Annotated in this window: 22 protein-coding genes; 4 read left to right on the top strand and 18 right to left on the bottom strand. The window is 31.5% G+C overall.

The window, feature by feature from the left end; all coding sequences use genetic code 11:
- From GXK57_RS23865 to GXK57_RS23850, 4 genes are all read right to left on the bottom strand, one after another.
- Window positions 1-1,258: AAA family ATPase (locus GXK57_RS23865; RefSeq protein ID WP_160680514.1), on the bottom strand; the 1,258-nt coding region annotated here is incomplete at its 3' end.
- Between the two features lie 163 nt (window positions 1,259-1,421).
- A complete protein-coding gene (locus GXK57_RS23860) occupies window positions 1,422-1,811 on the bottom strand; it encodes a VOC family protein (RefSeq protein WP_160680513.1) in 390 nt (129 codons plus the stop codon).
- A 63-nt stretch (window positions 1,812-1,874) separates the two neighbouring features.
- Window positions 1,875-2,342: an NUDIX domain-containing protein gene (locus GXK57_RS23855; RefSeq protein WP_160680512.1), complete on the bottom strand. Its 468-nt coding sequence runs from the start codon at window positions 2,340-2,342 to the stop codon at window positions 1,875-1,877.
- A gap of 153 nt (window positions 2,343-2,495) precedes the next feature.
- Window positions 2,496-3,119, bottom strand: coding sequence for a class I SAM-dependent methyltransferase (locus GXK57_RS23850; protein ID WP_160680511.1), 624 nt, complete (start codon window positions 3,117-3,119; stop codon window positions 2,496-2,498).
- A 420-nt stretch (window positions 3,120-3,539) separates the two neighbouring features.
- Between GXK57_RS23850 and GXK57_RS23845 the strand changes: the two genes are divergently transcribed.
- Together GXK57_RS23845 and GXK57_RS23840 are read left to right on the top strand one after the other, a co-directional pair.
- Complete coding sequence (locus GXK57_RS23845) at window positions 3,540-4,106, top strand: DJ-1/PfpI family protein (protein ID WP_160680510.1); 567 nt, start codon at window positions 3,540-3,542, stop codon at window positions 4,104-4,106.
- A 360-nt stretch (window positions 4,107-4,466) separates the two neighbouring features.
- Window positions 4,467-5,012, top strand: a complete 546-nt coding sequence (locus GXK57_RS23840) for a VanZ family protein (RefSeq protein WP_160680509.1) — start codon at window positions 4,467-4,469, stop codon at window positions 5,010-5,012.
- A gap of 222 nt (window positions 5,013-5,234) precedes the next feature.
- Here GXK57_RS23840 and GXK57_RS23835 read toward each other — a convergent pair whose 3' ends face one another.
- The 4 genes from GXK57_RS23835 to GXK57_RS23820 form a co-directional block, all read right to left on the bottom strand.
- Complete coding sequence (locus GXK57_RS23835; protein WP_160680508.1) at window positions 5,235-5,609, bottom strand: DUF956 family protein; 375 nt, start codon at window positions 5,607-5,609, stop codon at window positions 5,235-5,237.
- Between the two features lie 292 nt (window positions 5,610-5,901).
- The gene (locus GXK57_RS23830; RefSeq protein ID WP_160680507.1) at window positions 5,902-6,813 is read right to left on the bottom strand and encodes a PTS system mannose/fructose/sorbose family transporter subunit IID; all 912 of its coding nucleotides are present in this window, start codon (window positions 6,811-6,813) and stop codon (window positions 5,902-5,904) included.
- Between the two features lie 19 nt (window positions 6,814-6,832).
- On the bottom strand, window positions 6,833-7,639 hold the full coding sequence (locus GXK57_RS23825) for a PTS mannose/fructose/sorbose transporter subunit IIC (protein ID WP_128213002.1): 807 nt from the start codon (window positions 7,637-7,639) through the stop codon (window positions 6,833-6,835).
- A 52-nt stretch (window positions 7,640-7,691) separates the two neighbouring features.
- The gene (locus GXK57_RS23820; protein WP_160680506.1) at window positions 7,692-8,669 is read right to left on the bottom strand and encodes a mannose/fructose/sorbose PTS transporter subunit IIA; all 978 of its coding nucleotides are present in this window, start codon (window positions 8,667-8,669) and stop codon (window positions 7,692-7,694) included.
- A 755-nt stretch (window positions 8,670-9,424) separates the two neighbouring features.
- Between GXK57_RS23820 and GXK57_RS23815 the strand changes: the two genes are divergently transcribed.
- Window positions 9,425-9,805 (top strand): Rrf2 family transcriptional regulator, encoded by a 381-nt coding sequence (locus GXK57_RS23815; protein WP_160680505.1) that lies wholly within the window; start codon window positions 9,425-9,427, stop codon window positions 9,803-9,805.
- Window positions 9,806-10,000: 195 nt separating this feature from the next.
- Window positions 10,001-10,630, top strand: coding sequence for a class I SAM-dependent methyltransferase (locus GXK57_RS23810; protein WP_160680504.1), 630 nt, complete (start codon window positions 10,001-10,003; stop codon window positions 10,628-10,630).
- A gap of 520 nt (window positions 10,631-11,150) precedes the next feature.
- On the opposite strand, the gene GXK57_RS23805 is transcribed toward GXK57_RS23810, so the two are convergent.
- The 10 genes from GXK57_RS23805 to GXK57_RS23760 all read right to left on the bottom strand — a co-directional run bounded on the left by GXK57_RS23805 (window position 11,151) and on the right by GXK57_RS23760 (window position 19,136).
- Window positions 11,151-11,414, bottom strand: coding sequence for a DUF3781 domain-containing protein (locus GXK57_RS23805; protein WP_202127782.1), 264 nt, complete (start codon window positions 11,412-11,414; stop codon window positions 11,151-11,153).
- Window positions 11,415-11,492: 78 nt separating this feature from the next.
- Window positions 11,493-12,011, bottom strand: a complete 519-nt coding sequence (locus tag GXK57_RS23800; protein WP_160680503.1) for a GNAT family N-acetyltransferase — start codon at window positions 12,009-12,011, stop codon at window positions 11,493-11,495.
- Between the two features lie 87 nt (window positions 12,012-12,098).
- Entirely contained in the window at window positions 12,099-12,695 is a 597-nt protein-coding gene (locus tag GXK57_RS23795; RefSeq protein WP_160680502.1) for an N-acetyltransferase, read from the bottom strand.
- A gap of 362 nt (window positions 12,696-13,057) precedes the next feature.
- Window positions 13,058-13,648 (bottom strand): dienelactone hydrolase family protein, encoded by a 591-nt coding sequence (locus GXK57_RS23790; RefSeq protein ID WP_160680501.1) that lies wholly within the window; start codon window positions 13,646-13,648, stop codon window positions 13,058-13,060.
- Window positions 13,649-13,859: 211 nt separating this feature from the next.
- Window positions 13,860-14,912, bottom strand: coding sequence for a BtrH N-terminal domain-containing protein (locus GXK57_RS23785; protein WP_160680500.1), 1,053 nt, complete (start codon window positions 14,910-14,912; stop codon window positions 13,860-13,862).
- 79 nt (window positions 14,913-14,991) lie between these two features.
- On the bottom strand, window positions 14,992-15,801 hold the full coding sequence (locus GXK57_RS23780; protein WP_160680499.1) for a MerR family transcriptional regulator: 810 nt from the start codon (window positions 15,799-15,801) through the stop codon (window positions 14,992-14,994).
- Between the two features lie 322 nt (window positions 15,802-16,123).
- Window positions 16,124-16,549, bottom strand: a complete 426-nt coding sequence (locus GXK57_RS23775; protein WP_160680498.1) for a VOC family protein — start codon at window positions 16,547-16,549, stop codon at window positions 16,124-16,126.
- 120 nt (window positions 16,550-16,669) lie between these two features.
- Window positions 16,670-17,245: a hypothetical protein gene (locus GXK57_RS23770; RefSeq protein ID WP_160680497.1), complete on the bottom strand. Its 576-nt coding sequence runs from the start codon at window positions 17,243-17,245 to the stop codon at window positions 16,670-16,672.
- A gap of 73 nt (window positions 17,246-17,318) precedes the next feature.
- Window positions 17,319-17,681 carry a dATP/dGTP pyrophosphohydrolase domain-containing protein gene (locus tag GXK57_RS23765; RefSeq protein ID WP_160680496.1) on the bottom strand — a complete coding sequence of 121 codons (363 nt, stop codon included), beginning with the start codon at window positions 17,679-17,681 and terminating at the stop codon, window positions 17,319-17,321.
- 27 nt (window positions 17,682-17,708) lie between these two features.
- Window positions 17,709-19,136 carry a serine hydrolase domain-containing protein gene (locus GXK57_RS23760; RefSeq protein ID WP_160680495.1) on the bottom strand — a complete coding sequence of 476 codons (1,428 nt, stop codon included), beginning with the start codon at window positions 19,134-19,136 and terminating at the stop codon, window positions 17,709-17,711.
- Between the last annotated feature and the right edge of the window lie 124 nt (window positions 19,137-19,260).

The raw sequence follows: 19,260 nt of genomic DNA, 5'->3' as shown, positions 1-19,260 counted from the left end.
TATTCTCATCATTATACTGTAAAACTGGAATTTCTGAGTTATGAATATCATGGAGAATTTCTTCTATAACTTTTGTATCTCCCTTAACTGTTGCTTTTAACATTTTCTTAGAATTTTCTATTATCTTTGCAACATATCCAAAAGATTTATCCTTTAAAGCCTTCTCGAACTCTTTCATTAATTCTTTATTTGGAATCTTTAAATATCCATCATAATAGGATAGGAAACCTAAAACAATCATCGCTGAATATATTTCTTCCTTATTTCTTGGAGTTCCTTGTCCAGCTCTAAATTCTTCATCAATTATAATATCAATTTCTTCTCCTGAAACCATTTCTATAACGTCATCTCTTATATCTAAAGTGTTATATTTCAAGTATTCTGCTACTTCGTCCATATCACCTGTATTGGTCCAATAACTTTCACAATGATTATTTTGTAGTGCTTTAACAACTGATCTAGGATTATATACTTTAATACCCAGCGCAGTTAAATATCCATTATACCAGCTTTCAAGTTCTTCAAAGCTTAAGTCTATATTTTTTAAACATAAGTTTTTTACTTCCTCTTCAGTAAAACCAAAAAACTCCCCAAAACTTCTATCTCTTAAGAATGTATATTCATCAAACATATTAAGAGCCGAACCACTGGAATATTTCTTAATTGGCAAAACTCCTGTCATATAACAAAGTGCCACATATGGTTGATCTTTTAAAAGGTTTCTAAGAAATTCTAAGAAATCATTTTGATTATCTTCAAATAAATTATTAGTGAAAATATAATCCCATTCATCAAAAATAAATATAAATCTATCATTTGTATGACTTAGCATATGGCTAATATTATAAAAATCCTTTATTTCTAAATCTGGATACATTGTTTTTATATCATCTATTATTCCATTCTGAATTATACTAATATATTCATCATAAGTTTTATTTTTGTCTGGTATCGTATTAAAACTTATATTTATCACATTGTATCTATTTAAATGCTCTTTATAGCTATTTACTTTACTTATTTTAAGCTCATTAAAATACTTTTTTGAATCTACAGCTTTAGAATAATACGCACCAAGCATATCTACAACACTAGATTTTCCAAATCTTCTTGGTCTTGTGATACATACATATTTACTTTTAGTAGATATTTTTTCATTTAATAATTTTATTATTAATGATTTATCTACAAAATATTTTTCATTCATAAGCTCTTTATAATTTTTTATCGGCCTATCTGTGTTTAGATACATAGTCATATTATCATCTCCTTCTGTAGTCCATTTCCAATTACATTATACTTATTATAGCATAAGCCAACGATACTTTTAATATCATTGGCTTAATGTCATTATTTTAAACATCCATTTCAATTCGGTTTGTTTGGAGGTGCACTTTTCCATATGCTAAATATCTTTATATCTAAACACTTATGTACCAAAATACACCGAATTTATCAATAACATTTGCACAGCAAGTATTCCAAGGCAATGGTCCTATAGGAAGCAATATATTGCCCTGTTCTATAAAAACCTCATAGGCCTTTTTTACCGCTTCTTCACTTCCTAAAGAAACAGAGAAATTCATTGTTGGGTAGTCACTTGGAGAATATCTTTTTATATTCTCTAACCCAACGCTGCTTGATGTCTCACTCAACGCTATAAGAAGTTGTCCATCTAAGTTTAATTCTGCATGCATAAATGTACCATCAGCATTTCGGACATTATACCCTAAAGTAGCTCCAAAAGCCTTTTGATAAAACTCTGCAGCCTCAACAGTTCCTTGAATATAACCCTGCAATCCTATTTTCATAATAAATCCCTCCAAAAACACAAGTATTTCTTATGTTATATTGTATAATTCGATTTATCAATCTTAAAATGTATCTCCCAAATATAAAGGTGTTGTAATGTTTCCTTGTTTGTCAAAGACTCTTTTTAACACTTCAGGATACACAGTTTTATCTTTCATTTCATCAAAACCAATCCATTCAAATCCTACTTGATCAGGGTCAGTATTAGTGGCCTCTGACAAGTTTATAGAAGATTTCAATGAGCAAAAAAACATACATTCAATCCGGTGAAGTTCTGAATGTATTTCTGCAAATTTATGATTTTTTCCAATATATTCAGTAATAAGTGCAAATCTATCTACTTCTATTTCAGCACCAAGTTCCTCTAAACACTCCCTCTTTAATGTATCTAGAAAGGTTTCACCGCCTTCTTGTCCACCACCTGGCAATACATAATATGTAATCCCTGTTCTTTTTGAAATATATTTTACAAATAGTATCTTTTTATCTTGAATAATTATGGCTTTAGAAGTGTTGCGTAATTTTATCAAAATATTCACCATTCCTTCTGAAACAACTCAAATTTTTAGTTTACTTATTATAGTGAACCTTTATGAAAGCTTAATTTATACTTATTATACTTTCTTCAGTGAGCTTTTTTGCGCATTTGCCTTTCTCAAAGTATTATGTAAGCTATTAATTTCTCATTTATAAATTTCTGCAATCCAGGTGAGGTTTACAACATGTTCCAAAGTAATTTTCAAATTATTTTCTTCTACATATTTCCTTAACTCTTCAACTATAAAAAAATTCTTGCTTTCTATAAACTCCCACAAGTCTGTCCTGTTGTTTCTTAATAAGTTTTCTTTATATTCTTCTTTTGACTTTATATTTTCAAACATAAAATCTATTAATATAACTCCTTTTTGGTCATTAAGTAATAGCATATTAGAGAGAGCTTTCCGTTTTTCCTCTTCATTTAATCCATGTAGAACATAAGACGATACAACAATATCTGCTTTCTCTTTTATATTGGATACATCTAAAATACTACACTCAATAAAATTCATTTCTGGGTACTTTTTTTTACCTTCTTGAATCATTTCAATGCTCTTATCTATTCCTATAACATTAATTTTCTCACTTAAAACGCCACATAAATTCGCTGTACCACATCCAAAATCAATTACATTTTTTACATTATATCTTGTTATTTTATCTCTTATTTTTATGAAAGTTTCTTCATACTTATCAAATAGTCCAAGTTCATCCCCAGATTTTTCTTTAACCATTTTATCATATCTTGCACCCCTGTTTAAATCTTCCACCTTATTACTCCCTCCAAACTAACCAATAAAACTTTATCTCTAATTATTTCTTCACACTTTACCAATAAGATTTAATTATCAGACAATTATAGCTTATATTCCATAACATTACAATTAAACATTTATTTAGTATATCCACTACTTTTATTCTTAATATTCTTTTATTGAATAGCTTCGATGAAAATCTATTCTCAATGTTACTATGATTTCATGAGGCAAGATAAAATTAACACTGAATATCCGTGTCCTTTTGTGATATAATGTCAACAAGGTTAAATATTACAAAAGGAGGCGGTATTATGGTAACTAACAACATAAAAATAAATTATAAGGTGATTGTTTTATAGATTTATTTGCTTCACTTTAACCCTGTGGATAAAATATTTTCCTGTAATAATAATCACTTAATAGGAGATTATTATGAGTAAAATACTGTGTTTTGTTTATGAAAGTATGGCAGACTTCGAGATTACTTTGGCCTGTCACATGTTAGGATGGATTCCCGATAAGAGATTAATTAGCATTGGTTATGAAAAATCACCAGTTAAAGCTTCTTCAAAGCTTCAGTACATGCCAGAAATCACAGTTAAAGAAGCCCTTTCTCTTGATGACTTAGATGCACTGATTATACCTGGTGGCTTTGAAAGAACCTGTAAACCTGAACTAATTGAGCTAATACAAAAGCTGGATAAAGAAAAAAAATTGATTTGTGCTATATGCGCTGCTCCAGAGTTTCTAGCTAAAGCTGGTATATTAGATAATCATTTATACACAACAACTTTAGGTGAAGATTATTATAAAGAAAATGGTCTGGAGGATCAGTTTCCTCGTCAAAACTATCTGGAGCAAAAAGTAGTAAGGCATGAAAATATTATTACAGCTAAAGGTAGATCCTTTATAGATTTTGGTATAGAAATATTAGATTATTTTGAAGCGTTTGAGGATGTCTCTGAAAAAAATATGTTATCCAAGTCCTATAAAGAATAATAAACTTGAGCTTTGATTATAAATCCGTTATTCTAAAATACAAATGCTTGTCAATTGTAAAATACAATTGAATTAACAAGGACTAGGAATAAGATTTTATAGATTTTATTAAAAAAGTTTTTAAAAAGGACTCTCATCATTGGGAGTCTTGTTATTTCTTATTTATAGATTATGCTTTGTAATGATATTCAGATTTATTATTGTTTTAATATAAGCTAAGTAACTTCTATTAAAGCGAAGCTTTAAATATTATTTGGTTCTAAAGCTCCGTTCCTTGTCCCCATTCGGTCTTTTAACTACTTAATTTCAGTCAATATATAAAAAATTGTAGACTTTTACAGTAAAAGAGAGGTTCCAAATATGTTATCAACCTACATTAAAGAGGGATTTAGTTTTCTTATAAAAAGCGTGCCTATATCTTTGGTTATTTTTTTGTTAATTACTTGCATAAAATGGTTTGTAAAAAAGAAGGTTGAAGTTAAGCCTACCACTATGTTCTGTGAGTTTGTATGGATTCTTAATGTCTATACAATACTAAGAATTACAGGAATAATTGGTATGGATTTTAGAATTACAGAAGTATTAAATGGTCATATTCATTATAGCATTAAACCTTTTGAAGATGGCTTATCAACAGCTATGTTATTAAATTTAATTCTATTTATGCCATTTGGTTTCCTTACCCCAATGGTATTTAGAAAAATTAAGAGCAAGTGGGTACTTAATCTATTAATTGCATTGGTATTCTCTGGAGCTATTGAGTTTCTTCAGATGTTTTCTGGTAGATATGCACAAATTGATGATATTCTTATGAATAGCTTTGGTGCGCTATTGGGTTATTTGATATATATAGTAATGTTGAAATTGATGGTACAGCTTAAACCACAAAAAGCTTCAACTCTGTAATGGTTAGTTTTAGAAGGCTAAACTGTATTTAAAGCAATAAAACAAGCTGATTATGTTTTTTGTATCTTTGTAAATTAGAAATATAAAAAGCAGGCTAAGCCTAGTATATTGCTAGGTTTAGCCTGCTTTTTATAGAGAATATTTATTATGACAAAAACTTTGTGACTCTGTCTCCGTTAATCTCTAGCTGGGACATAAGCTCCGTCCCTCTGTCCCAGTTTATTAAGCCTTTTTAAAGGTTGCTTTAACTGCTCTCTTCACCACATCAAAAAAGCTTAGTGAAGAAACCATATGACTTGGATCAACATAATTTCTAATGGCACGAAGTACTTTTTTTGCATCTTTAGAAGCAAAGGTATATGTACCATTTTTCTTCGTACGGATTGCATATCTTGGAATCCACTTTCCTTTGAACATAATTGAAGCAATTACGTAGTCAACCTCTTCCCAAGGAATTTGAATAAATTTGTGAGTATCACGGGAATTGTAAAACTCAAAACCTTTGTCTCCGATCATGATTTTACCATAATCTGAAAAGCCCGTAAAAGATGTTCCATTAATTACTAAGTCCACCTTCGTATTCAGCGATTCAACCATTAGATCTACCTCTTTTCTACTTATACGCACATTTACTGTTATTATATATTGTTTATATTTTTCTATCAAGTATTCAAAAGTTCGTTAAAAATCACAGATATTTTACCATTTTATTTAATTAATGTATAAGTTCTATTTTATTTATAGGCTTCAAAGCTCAAAGTATAATTTATACTCCTATAGAAAACCTTACAAAGTCTATTTTTAGCAAAGCTTATAGTTTAAGTACTTTAAATAAGCCTTATATTTTAATAAAAGCCCAGGCTAAAAAGCCTAGGCTAAGAAATAAATATTACATTAAACCGATTAAGTGGAATACTATACCAATTGCGAATAATCCAAGGATTATTATGATTGGAGATACTTTCTTCTTAAGTAACCACATACAAATAAGTGTAATTACTAATCCAGCAAGACCTGGGATTAATGAATCTAAGTTATTTTGTAATGTTGTAACTTTAGTATCAGTTAATGACATACCTGATCCTTGTTGTAATAGAGCTTGCTTAATTCCTTCTGCTCCAGCAGGAAGTTTAGTCCAATCTATGAAAGCACCATCACTTAACTTAACAGATGATACTACTGGTGCAAACTTAACAGATACCCATCTGTTAACTAATGATCCTAGTATGAACATACCAAGGATAGATGCTCCCTTTGTAATATCTTGAAGTAAGCTACCTGATAAATCTTCACTAATACGTGATCCAGCTTTGAATCCAAACTCTTGTGTATACCACATAAATGCCATACGGATAATATTCCATGCGAAGAAGAATATTATTGGTCCAAGTATGTTACCACTCATAGCAAGTGAAGCAGCTAATGCTCCTAATATTGGTCTAACTGTGAACCAGAAAACTGGATCTCCAATACCTGCTAAAGGTCCCATCATACCTATTTTAACACCTTGAATAGTTACGTCATCTATTGGCGCACCATTTGCACGTTCTTCTTCTAAAGCTAAAGTTACACCTATAACTGGTGAAGCTACATATGGGTGAGTGTTAAAGAACTCTAAGTGACGTTCTAATGCAGCTGCTCTATCTTCTTTAGTCTTATATAATCTTTTGATTGCTGGGATCATTGCATATGCCCAACCACCATTTTGCATTCTTTCATAGTTCCAAGAACCTTGAAGGAAAAATGAACGGAACCAAACAGAAACTCGATCGCTTTTAGTTAATTTTAATTCTTTTGACATTTTCGTACTCTCCCCCTTCTTAGTATCTATCGATGATATCGCCTATTGGATCACCAGTATTTGAACCACCAGCTTTACCCATACCACCTTGTTTGCTAAGTGCTAAGTAAACAAGAGCTATAGCTACACCTAGTGCACCTAATCCAATAAGTGTAATTTGTGAAATTGTTGCTAATACAAAACCGATTGCAAAGAATGGCCATACTTCTTTTGTAGCCATCATGTTTATTACCATTGCATAACCAACAGCAACAACCATTCCACCACCGATAGCTAAACCGCTTGTTAACCAAGTTGGCATAGCATCAAGTAATGAACGTATTGGGCCAGCACCAATTGCTAATATTAAAGCAGCTGGGATTGCGATACGTACACCTTGTAAACATATAGCAGCTATTTGCCACATTTCAATAGCTCTAAGATTTCCTTCTTTTGCAGCAGCATCCATAAAGTGTACAAATGCTGTAGCTATAGTACGACAAATAATTGTTAATAATAAACCTGCAACAGCTAGAGGAACAGCAATAGCGATTGCTGAAGAAACTCCTGCTTGACCTTGACCACCAAGTACTAAAATAATTGCAGATGCAACAGATGCTAACGCTGCATCAGGTGCTACCGCTGCACCGATATTTGCCCAACCTAAGGCGATCATTTGAAGAGTACCACCTAAGATTAAACATGGTAATAAGTTACCAGTTACTAATCCGATTAATGTACAAGCAATTATTGGTTGATGGAATTGGAATTCATCCAATATACCTTCCACACCAGCTAGAAATGCTACAATAATGACTAATACTATTTGAATTATATTTAAAGTCACGATTATTAAACCTCCCTTTGTGTAAATAAATTAGATTCCTTAAATAATTAAATTACTTTAATTTAGCTAATTCATCCTGTGCTTTTTTAAGTATTTCGTCCATATTTCCCTTTGAATCATTTGGTACTTTACGAACATCAAAATTTAATCCAGCTTTTTTAAGCTTATTAAATGTATCTATATCTGCTTGATTGAATGCAAGCACTTTGCTTGGTTGTACCTTACCTATAGAGTGAGCCATTGAACCAACATTGATTGTCTTCAAAGGTATTCCGCCTTCTACAGCTCTAAGTACATCCTGTGGATTTTCGAAAAGAAGCATTGCGCGTTGTCCACCAAAGTGTTGATCATCTTTTGCAAGTTTAATCATGTGATCTACTGGAACAACATGAGCTTTAACCCCTGGAGGAGCCGCTTGTGTAATTAAGTTCTTACGAAGATCATCTTTAGCAACTGCATCTGAAACTACAATAATTCTTGTAGGGTTCATAGCTTTTGTCCAAGCAGTCGCCACTTGTCCATGAAGTAAACGGGAGTCAATTCTAGCTAAAACATATTCGAACTTTCCAGGTTTACCTGCATTCGATTGTTGGTTAGAAGCTCCAGAAGCTTTAGCTGTATCTGCTGGTTCTAGTGCTTCAGGTTTAACCTTAACTCCTTCTTTAGCTGATGTTAAAATGAAAGTTGCAATTTCATGTGCAGACTCCATTGAAAGACGAGCACCATAAGCTTCAATAAGCATTGGCAGATTTAAACCAGCTACAATTGCCCATTTGTCTTTGTGTTCTTCAAATAGAGCATTTGCTTGATTGAATGGTGTTCCGCCCCAAAGGTCAACTAAGAATAGAACCTCATCTTGGTTGTCAAAGGATGCGATTGCTTCTTTCATTTTTGCTTTAAGATCATCAGGTCCTTCGCTAGGCATTAAAGTAATAGCTTTAACGTTTTCTTGTTCTCCGAAAATCATTGAACCAGATTGCAATATGCCCTTAGCAAATTCACCGTGACTAGCAAGAATAATTCCTACCATTTTACATATACCTCCTAGTTATATATTTGTTACAAAATCAAAAAGGCATGAGCATTAAAATAAAATCTATAATACTAGGTTGCAGTTTATTCACACAGTTTATACATAAAAATAATCATTAATTATATATAATAACTTGTACAACTGTTTAAACTATGTGAAATAGCTAACCAATATTAAATAATTTCATTATTTACGCTCATGCCTGATCTAATCAGTAACATTACGAATATTAAATTTTATTGTAATCTAATAGGTAACCATCGCTTGATGTTTCGCTATTGACTACGTTTCCATAATAGCATCATTTTAAACATGTTTCAATAGTTTTTTTTAATTTTTTTTTAATTTTTTTATTCATACATTAACATTAAATCCATATTATTAATAAAATTTCAACAATATGGCAAACAATTCTTCTTTGGTTTTTTAGCAAAATATTGTACAAATAAACATGTCTTAGTGCTGTTCCTTCCAACACTACTTTAAATTACAATCTCCTCTCCATCCTGGGAATATTAGCATTTATTTCTTAATAATATACTTACATTAAGTTCACGTAATACCCTTTAAACAAAATAAGCTTTTAATTATGTTATTTATCTCAATAATACATTCTATAACTCAGTAGGCTTCCATAGAAAATATAATAGAAGTTATTTAACCATTAATAAGTATTTACTAAAATTATAAATCGGTGTATTATAGACAAATGCAGTCTGTAATATCTGAGTAATTATACATGGAGGATAGATATGAAATATACAAAAGCTACTAATTATGCATTACATATAGTTGCATATATGATTAAGTATGATAAAAGAGATAATTTAAGTTTGCAGCCTTTGGCAAGCCATTTAAATATTTCTCCAAGTTATTTATCAAAGATTTTAACACAATTAGTAAAGGCTAATATAATCCAATCAACCCCAGGTGTAAATGGTGGTTATGTTTTACGTAAAAAGAAAGAAGATATTTCACTTTTAGATGTAATTGAGGCAACTGAAGGAAGTAGCCCTATGTTTACCTGTGAAATGGATGAAAGTCATGAGTGCAAAATTCAAAAAGCAATGGACGAAGCTGAAAATATGTTTGAAGCTTATCTTAAAGATAAAAAATTATTTGAAATTATATAATCACCACCTTTATCTCATAGATATTTTTATACTCTAATTGTAGATAAATACAGTCTGTAATATATTTAATTAATATAATTATATTTTTGTTATAAGTAGCATATTAACAATGTTAGCTAAAAATAGACTTTATACTAAAAATAAAATCATTTGTTGCGCAAGCAATCGTAAGATAAATTTAAAGGAGATGTTTATATGTCTGAATTCTGGGAAAAGAGTTTTGCAGAAAAGCAAGCGATGTGGGGGGTTGAGCCATCAAGCATTGCATTTGTAGTAGCAGATTACTTTGCTGAAAATAATCTAAAGGATATATTAATACCAGGCATTGGATATGGAAGAAATGTAAACCCCTTTACTGATAACAACATGGAAGTTACAGGAATTGAAATTTCTCAAACAGCAATCAATATAGCAAGGCAGAATGAAATTAAAAATAAAATATATCACGGCTCAGTATCCGATATGCCTTTTGAAAATAAACTCTATGATGGTATAGCCAGCTTTGCACTTATTCATCTGTTAAACCAATCTGAAAGAAAAAAGTTTATTAGTGATTGCTACAACCATTTAAAACCAGGTGGATATATGATTTTTACTGCTGTTTCTGAAAAAGCTCCAATGTACGGCAATGGCACGAAGCTTGGTGAAAATTATTATGAAACTTCCTATGGGGTAAAGCTATTTTTCTATGATTCTCGGTCTATAGAGAAAGAGTTTGGAGATTATGGACTTGTTGACTTTGCAGAGATTGATGACATATATAAGGATAATCCTGATAAACCTCCAGTAAACTTTTTAATGATAAAATGCAGAAAAGAACTATAAAGCTGATGAAATTCTTAAAAACTATTATATTGTAATGATATAAGAAATTAAAACTCTGCTACTAAATTCTCTAAATTTGATGTTAATACTAAGTTGAAAATCATAGTTAATTCATTATATTGTTCAATCCATGATTTAGTTAGCTTCATAATTTAGTTGTACAATTAATATGAGTTTTTTAGAATCCACACGTTTTACTCCCTTCTCCAGTTTTTAGCTAGATAAGCCTAGTATTTTCAAGTTCCTAGGACAGCCATTTAGTGTAAACAGTAAAAGGCAAGATTATGTCGACTGTGAGAATTTCTTCACATACGTAAGTAAAAATCAGATGAGCAAAAAAGATAATTGAAAAAGGTTGCTTCAGCAAATTTTTTATTACCGAAAAAATAGGCTACTACAAAACTAACTATTCTAGTTTTGTAGTAGCCCTTTATTGTGATTTGCTGATTCAACTTCTTACCTGATAACAGTAAATCCATCTAATTGCCTTAATCTATACCTCACTTCAAGTAGACCTAGCTTACTTCTTTATCTTGTGAGCAGTAATAATGGTATAACTATAAGCATTTACAGTTATTTCGCAAGCATCTATATCTACATACCAGTTCTTGCCTCTTCTTGTTATCAAAGCATTTGGAGCTTGTATTTTCTCTCTGCACCATCTAACAACATCCTCTACATCTAAGGAAAGATTTTTCTTAATTCTAACTACACCTAAATCAGTGGTATGTAAATTATCTAAGTTAGAAAGCATTTCAGTGCTATCATTGATTTTTGTCACCATATATCAACCTTTCAAATTGAGTAATTATCCTTTAGTTACTTAGATATTAAAATAGCTTTAATTATTATTACTGGTACATTAGCGCATTGCCCCTATAAGCTCCCAGTAAATATAGTCCTTATCTCGATCAATCTCTTTCATACCAACCTTTTCTAATATTCCTGCAGAAGGCTTATTATCTATCAAACAATCTGCTTTAATAACCTTAACATTCTGTTGAGAAAACGCCCAGTCTATAATAGCCTTTAATGCTTCAAAGCCTAAGCCATGACCTCTTTCATTTTCTACTAAGCCAAATCCAACTTCAATTTCACCTTTTTCATCTGGCTTTCCTTTAAAGCCTATATCTCCTACTACCTTCATATTAGCTTTCTTTACAATCATCCAAAATTCAAATCCACTTGGAACCTTATCTTTCTCTAAGCTCTGATTTATAAAGGGTAATATGTCTTTAGTATCATCAGTAGGCCATTTTTCATCTATAGTTACTCCCAGTTTTTCAATTTCTTCACTACTTCCAGCTAATAAAGCTTCAGTTATTTCTAAGGTCACAGGTATTAATATTAAGTTGTCAGTAATTATATTATTTAGATTCACTTTATTTCACCTTCCAATATAAAAATGATTTGATATCACTAAAGATGGATTGGTACATATGAATTAAACTTGTACCAATGTACGAATTTACCTAAAGGATTGGTCAAACTCAGTAACTGCTGCCCTGTTTTTACTATCGTCATAAATATCTGATTCATAGTATTTACCACCACGTGCATCAGCAAGGTATCCTTTTTTTAGCTCCATCGCCATAAAAGCTGGATAATTCTCACCATTACAGTCTGTTACACCATATTCCACTGCTTCAACAAACCCAAACTGAGGATAATATTCTGGACGTCCAAAAAATATGATTGCACCATATCCAAGACTTTTAGCATTGCTTATCATTGTCTGTATTAGAGCTTTTCCCACTCCCTGTCGCTGAAATTTTGGCAATACACTGATTGGCCCGAAATCAACCACAGGTAGTTTTCTTCCGTCAGGTGTTTTTACAACAGCATTACTGCAAATAATATGGCCGACTAGTTGTCCATCTATTTCAGCTACAAAGCTTAATTCTTTAATGCCATCACGGTTACGCAACTCATTGACCATCCAGTGTTCATATGGGGAGCCAATTCCACCTCGTTCTATTCTTCCAGGATAGGAAAATGCCTCTCTTGTTATTTCTTCCACTCTACGATAGTCCTTTACTTCTTCGGCTCTTACCGTTATTTCCATTGCTAAACACCTCCATAAATTTGTTTAATTCCTCTTGGCTATAGATGTAACCTCTCCTCAAAAAATGTTCCAACATATAATACATGTAAATTATACCATATATTATATATCGGAACATTTGTTGTAAATTGCAATTTCTTATTATATGTATTTTTATTAATAAAACTAACCTTAGGCAAATTATATTAACGCCTAAGGTTGTAAAACTTATTTACTTACGGTACATTCTGCCATCAATAATTCTCAAGCCAGCCTCAATATTTCTCTATTGTAGTGATATTTTTAAAATCCAACTCCACTGCATCTATAATTAAAGTATTGTTATTTATGTTCAAGAAACCTTGGGACGGTAGTTCCGTCCCCTATCTCTGCAAAAAGCTGTCAACCAATTTTTGTGCTTCTTTGAATGACTGTTCACAATAGTTTTTAGAAAAAGGATCCCCAAAGCCATGCTTTCCATTTAACATATAAGCACTAATACTATCCTTGTTCAAATGATTAACTAATTCTTCTACATTAAAGGATATCTCTTCAGAAGGGAAAATTAGAAGGGTTGGACATTTTGGAGTGATATTCATATAATCCCTAATCCGTGAACCATAATATCCTATTATCCCACTACACATAGTTTCTTCCTCACTGCATAACCATGCAACTGTTGCACCTACACTATACCCTAATAAATATATATTCTTATATTGTTTTTTAGCTTCCACAATCACTTCTTTAGCTTGCCTAGTTGCAAGATCAAATCCGATATTATCAATAAAATGTTCATATGCCTCTTTCTCAGAAGCGTAATTAAAAGGTTGAGAAAGGTTAATTAGATTTGGGCAGATGACATCATATCCATCCCTAGAAAACTTCTTGCAAACCTTCTTAATATGTTCATTAATCCCGTATATCTCATGTAATACTATTATTACAGAATCATAATTTTTTACTATTTCCATGTTTCCCTCCTCAATATCAAAAAAGTCCTTTATACACCCTAATTTCTTTACGCATTTTTTGCTATTTTTGTTAATAATCATATAGTAAATAATTTTACTTTTCAACGAAAAAACAACACAATTCTAAGTTATACGTGAATTAAAATTTATTTAAATTGTTATTGTAGTCTTCCTAAAAGCTGAAGTCATAATTATACTAGAAGTAGCTCTCTCAAAGGTCTAATGCATTGTAGCCTTCTATCATTTTCTCTAAAACTTTAGTAAATAGTTTTGGCAACAATTGCGTATTATCTTCTTTATTAGATAAGTATTTTATTATAATCTCTGAAATCTGTTTAATCACTTCTGCACCTTCATCAAAGAAAACTGAGGACTGTATCCAATGGTAATTATTTGTTTCATCCCCTATACTTCTTAATATAATACTGATTTTTTCAAAGCCACCCTTAAACTCAACGAAGTCAGGCTCATCAACGCCTTTAATAGCATTTGGAATGGTTGGAACTGAACCAAAAAATCCTACCATATTGAGCAATATTTTATCATATTCTTCTTTACTAAGCTCATTCTTCCATTTTGGAAGTTCACTGATAAACTTTTCAAACCCTTTATATCCTAGAAAACCTGCTGTTGGATTTAGAAATAAACACTTTTTTCTTGCAAGAGCGTCTTTGGCAATTTGAATCTTATCTATTTGTTTATTTATTCTAATGGTACAAAGTGTATTGGGTTTGCTTAAACCAGGATAATTACAATTCATAGCATTACGTAGTTCATTATAAGAAAGTGATAGCAGCTTTAATCTACCACAATCATATAGATAAATACTTTGTTTTTCATCATCATACCCAACCATAAGTATATAGTGAAAAGGAATATGTTCCTTGTGATACAACTTTTCATAATAAGGAAGGTAAAACATATCTATAGCTCCCAAAACCACAGGGTATCCAGAATCAACTTCAGATTTAGCTTTTATTAATACTTTTTCAAAGTTGCTGTATTCATAGTGCTTATATTCAATTCCTATGATAGGAGCCAAGAACTCATACATCTTTTTTGTTCGCCCATCTCCTAAAGCCACTAACCTCTTAAGCTCAGCCTTTTTAGTTTTTAAATAGCAAAACGAACCAAAGCTTGATAGACTAAAGAAAAAATTATTAGGCAAGCTTTCACCCGTTTTACTCATATATATATCCTCTATTCCATTCCACATGCATTCATAGTCATCCATATGATGCTCTATATAAATTATTTTTCTCATATTACATCTCCTAAAAGTTATATCTTGTTGCAACACAAATATAATAAACCCTCGTGCGATACGAGGGTCAATAGTCTTTTCAAATCTTTTTTAGAGGATAGTAATATTCTGTTATGTATTCCTTTGGATCGCACTCATTATTCGGTGACACAAAGTATTTACGTAATGGTGCATAACATAGTTCATACCCCATAAACTTAACATATTTATGAACATAACTGCTGATATCACTGATTCTACTGTAAGTTCCCTTATATGATACAACAGCAATTTCAATAGTAGGTAACTCGTAATAATTCAGCCCCTTTGTCTCTTTTGGGGCTTCACTTACTATGCGCAAAACCTCTGTATCTATTATATTACTTACCAAATCAATGCTATGTGTTATGGCATATGAATATTCATTGTTCAAGATTTTTACATTGTTATCAATACATTTGCGTTCAAATCTTTTCCATAGCAATCCTTCATCTTCAAATTTGCTTATACTGTCTCGTAAACTGACAACTTTCCGCGACACAAGAGTAGTTATTTTAACAGAAAAGGTAAAATCACTATACATCCCAATGTCATTAATGATTTGATCCATCCGATTAATTTGCTCTTCAATATGTTTTTTTTCCTTTTGTTTTTCTAAGATCTTTTTTTCAATTAATTTACGTATATCATCATCAGAACAACTGTTTATTATTAAAATTTCTTTTAAAACGAAACCTAATTCTTTGAGTATTTGAATACGGTTAGCCACAATTATCTGACTTTCACTGTAGTAACGATAGCTATTAATTTGGTCAACATACTCTGGAATAAGCAAGCCTATTTTGTCATAGTTTCTTAACATATTAATACTAATTCCAGTAAGTGCAGCAAATTCACCTATTTTTAGCATTTATATAGTTCTCCTTCTCCATTACAATCACTAAAAAACACAACAATCATACTGTATTTGGGAAAAGATACATACAATTAATAAAGGTCATTACTTGTAAATAAACCTCTGTAAAATTATAGTTTATAATTTATATTTTAAAAGCCTATATGTTTAGTATTATATCAATCAGAATTTGTTAAGCTTCACATACTGCTTATATTATTCGTTTATTAATGAAGGTTGGCCAGTAATTTAAAAGTGTTTATTATGTTGTAGTAATAAATCCATCTAATCCGTATTTATAGAAATATGTTGAACTTACTTTGAATTTAGTGATTTTCTATAATAATGCAAAATGTGGACTCTCCATAACTGATTTCATTTGACATAAGCAAAAAGGGTGTCCAGCTGGGTCCATCATAACTGTCCAATCACTAGAAAATTGCTCTTCTGCCACTGTTGCACCACAATTGATTGCATACTGAACTGCCTTTTCTAGATCATTAACAGCCAAGTCTAAATGTGCCATTTGCTGCTGAGCTTCAGGCTTTTCAGGCCATACCGGTTGTATATACTCATGATTCTGTTGAAACAATATGGAAGGATATGTTCCCTGATTGGTTCCTGGAGCGTATACACAGGCCCATTCTTCACCCATAGACATTACTTCCCACTTGAGCAACGCCCCATAAAATTTTGCTAGTTCCCGTGGGTCTTTGCAATCCACCGTAAATGAATACATTTTGATTTTTAATTCATCATCCATAACCTTAATACCTCCTAATATAAATAATCTACTCTATAAGTTGGAATTTGTTGTTGTGTTATTATTAACCAACACCATAATTGGAATTAATTAGTTTCATATAATATACACAATTCATATTTATTCTCTTAAAGACTTTATAAATGTATTTATAACATCATCCCTATTATTTGCAGTTTCAAAATTAGACAAATCAAATCTTAAACATTGTTCTTTTATTAACTTACTTACTTTCACAAGTGAAATACAATTTTCCATATTTTCTGTATCAGATAAGTAATATGTATAATCATTTGGTGTATCATGCGCTTTTAATATTTCATATCTTTCTTGAGCTGTAACCTCTGATGTTATAAAGTAATAAATGTCACATATAGAGCTATCTATATACTGAACATAATCTTTTGGCAAAAGTTGATAAATGTCAATTACCATCCCATAATCAAGCTCATCATACTCACCACTGTCCATCATTGCACGAATAAATGGTGCCATTTTTGCGCTTATATTAACTAGGTTATCACTTGGTTCCGTATCCGCATCTGAATCAATTCCTGTTTCAGGAAAAGTTTTCTCAATTCCTGCAATAATTGAGTCCATGCTAATATGCTGGTACCCAAATTTTTTGGATATCATCTGTGAAATTGTGCTTTTACCAGCACGAGGTACACCTGCGATAATTATATGTTTTTTCATGCTACCTCCTAGAAATAATATAGTATCTTATCTTCAATTCACTATTTATAGTTGTTATTTAAAAACCTTACTGTTATCTATCCTCATATTTATGTTCATATTCTTTAACATAGTTACGGCCCATGTTTTTTTCATGCTTGTCTATGTATGCTGAAGAGATTTCATCTGCTGTAATTCCGTATCTTAGTAATGTATCGTTAAAATACATCAATACATCACTCAGCTCTTCACAGAATGCCTTTCTAACATTTTCGTCCTCCATTATTGCAGAATCACCTTTTTTCTTTATTATGGCGATGCACTCACCTATTTCTTCCATCATCCAGAGAATAGAGTTTCTACCATATTGAGCTTCTAATGGTGACCAGGTATCCTTATGTAATTCATATAAAGCCTTTTGCATATTTAACATATCTGAAATTTTTATACCATTCATTTTATTACCTCTTTCTGACAAATGGGACTAAAGCCCCATCCCCTTGTTTTTTGGAAACAACCCATAAATTAGATTTACAACTACAAGTATCAAAACCGCATAAGTGCACATTCTAACTACATATGGCACTAAAACTGCTAACATACCCACATGAAATAAATATCTCCATGCAATAAGGATAAACATTGCAATAACAACCCTTACCATAAACTTAGCTTTAAGTTTTCCAAAACTTCTCTTACCATGCCTTACATTTCTATATAAAGCTATTATTAAAATTATAGAAAGTATTATTGCTGCTATAAGTGCAACAAATGCTGCAACTTCAACATTTTTATAAGTATAGAATACTGGTGGAATTTTTCCTGTTTCATATCCCTTCCACTGATTAAGCACATCATTTATAATGTCAAATCCATTGTCGCTGTTGGTACAAATAATTATTCCGTCCTTTTTTCCAGGTATCATCTCGAATTGAGCTTCCCAGCCTCTATTAGAACCAGCATGAAATATACCTATGGTTCCATCAGATAAAGTCTCTCTAGAAAATCCAAATCCATAGCCTGATTTCACCGGAGTAAACATGGTATCAAGATTTTCTTTGCTTATGATTCCAGCTCCATCATCCATGCAAGCCAACAGGATTTTTGAAAAGTCACTAACTGTAGTCTTTAAGCCTGCCGCAGTTGCTTCAGTATATTTGTATGCTGGAATCTTTTGTCCAAAAAAACTATAGGCCTTTGACATAGTTTTAGGAAAATACTCAGCATCATAAGAGCTATCTTTCATGCCTAATGGGCTTAAGATTTCTTCATTGGCATATTTATAAAAAGGCTTCTTTGTAACCTCTTCCATAATAAGCTGAAGTATTGTATACCCACCTCCTGAGTAGCTATACTTGCTTCCAGGCTTAACTGTGATTTTAACTCCATCTGAGAGAGACTCTTCTAAGCTTTGAAGCTTTTTATCTGGATCAGTTCCACTATAACCATGAACTGAAATACCTGCTGTATGGCTTAAAAGCCTCCTTATGGTTACATCATTTTTATTGTACTTTGAATCAGGAATGTGCCAGCGAGTTAAGTACTTTTCAGCTGGAGCATCTAAATCAAGCTTTCCCTGTTGAACTAAGTGCATTACTGATACAGCTGCAACACTTTTAGATATAGAACCTATCTGAAACACTGTATCATTAGTTATTGGTTTATTTTCACTTTTATCACTATAGCCATAGTTTAGAACGTATGTTAGTTTACCATCACTTATAAGTCCTATGGAAGTGCCAGCTATTTCATACTTTTTCAAAAGGTTAGGCACTCTGCTGTCTAATTTAGTCTTAAAATTCTTCAAGTCATCGCCGTTAACTTCAGCTTGTACCATAATGTAAAAGGCTGAAGTTAATATTACAAAGGTTATAAAAAATTTTCTTAGGAAGCTTTTAAATTTAAAATTCATTTATATACCACCTTTTTAGAGTAATTGGTTAAAATTAAGCATAATCTAATGTAATCATATTTCTTTATATCGTTAACATATAATCTCTGAATATAATTTTGGCAACATAATATTACCTGTTATT

This window comes from Clostridium sp. C8-1-8 (genome assembly GCF_009928445.1).
Taxonomy (GTDB): Bacteria; Bacillota; Clostridia; order Clostridiales; family Clostridiaceae; genus Clostridium_AR.
This window is presented reverse-complemented; position numbering and strand designations above follow the sequence as displayed.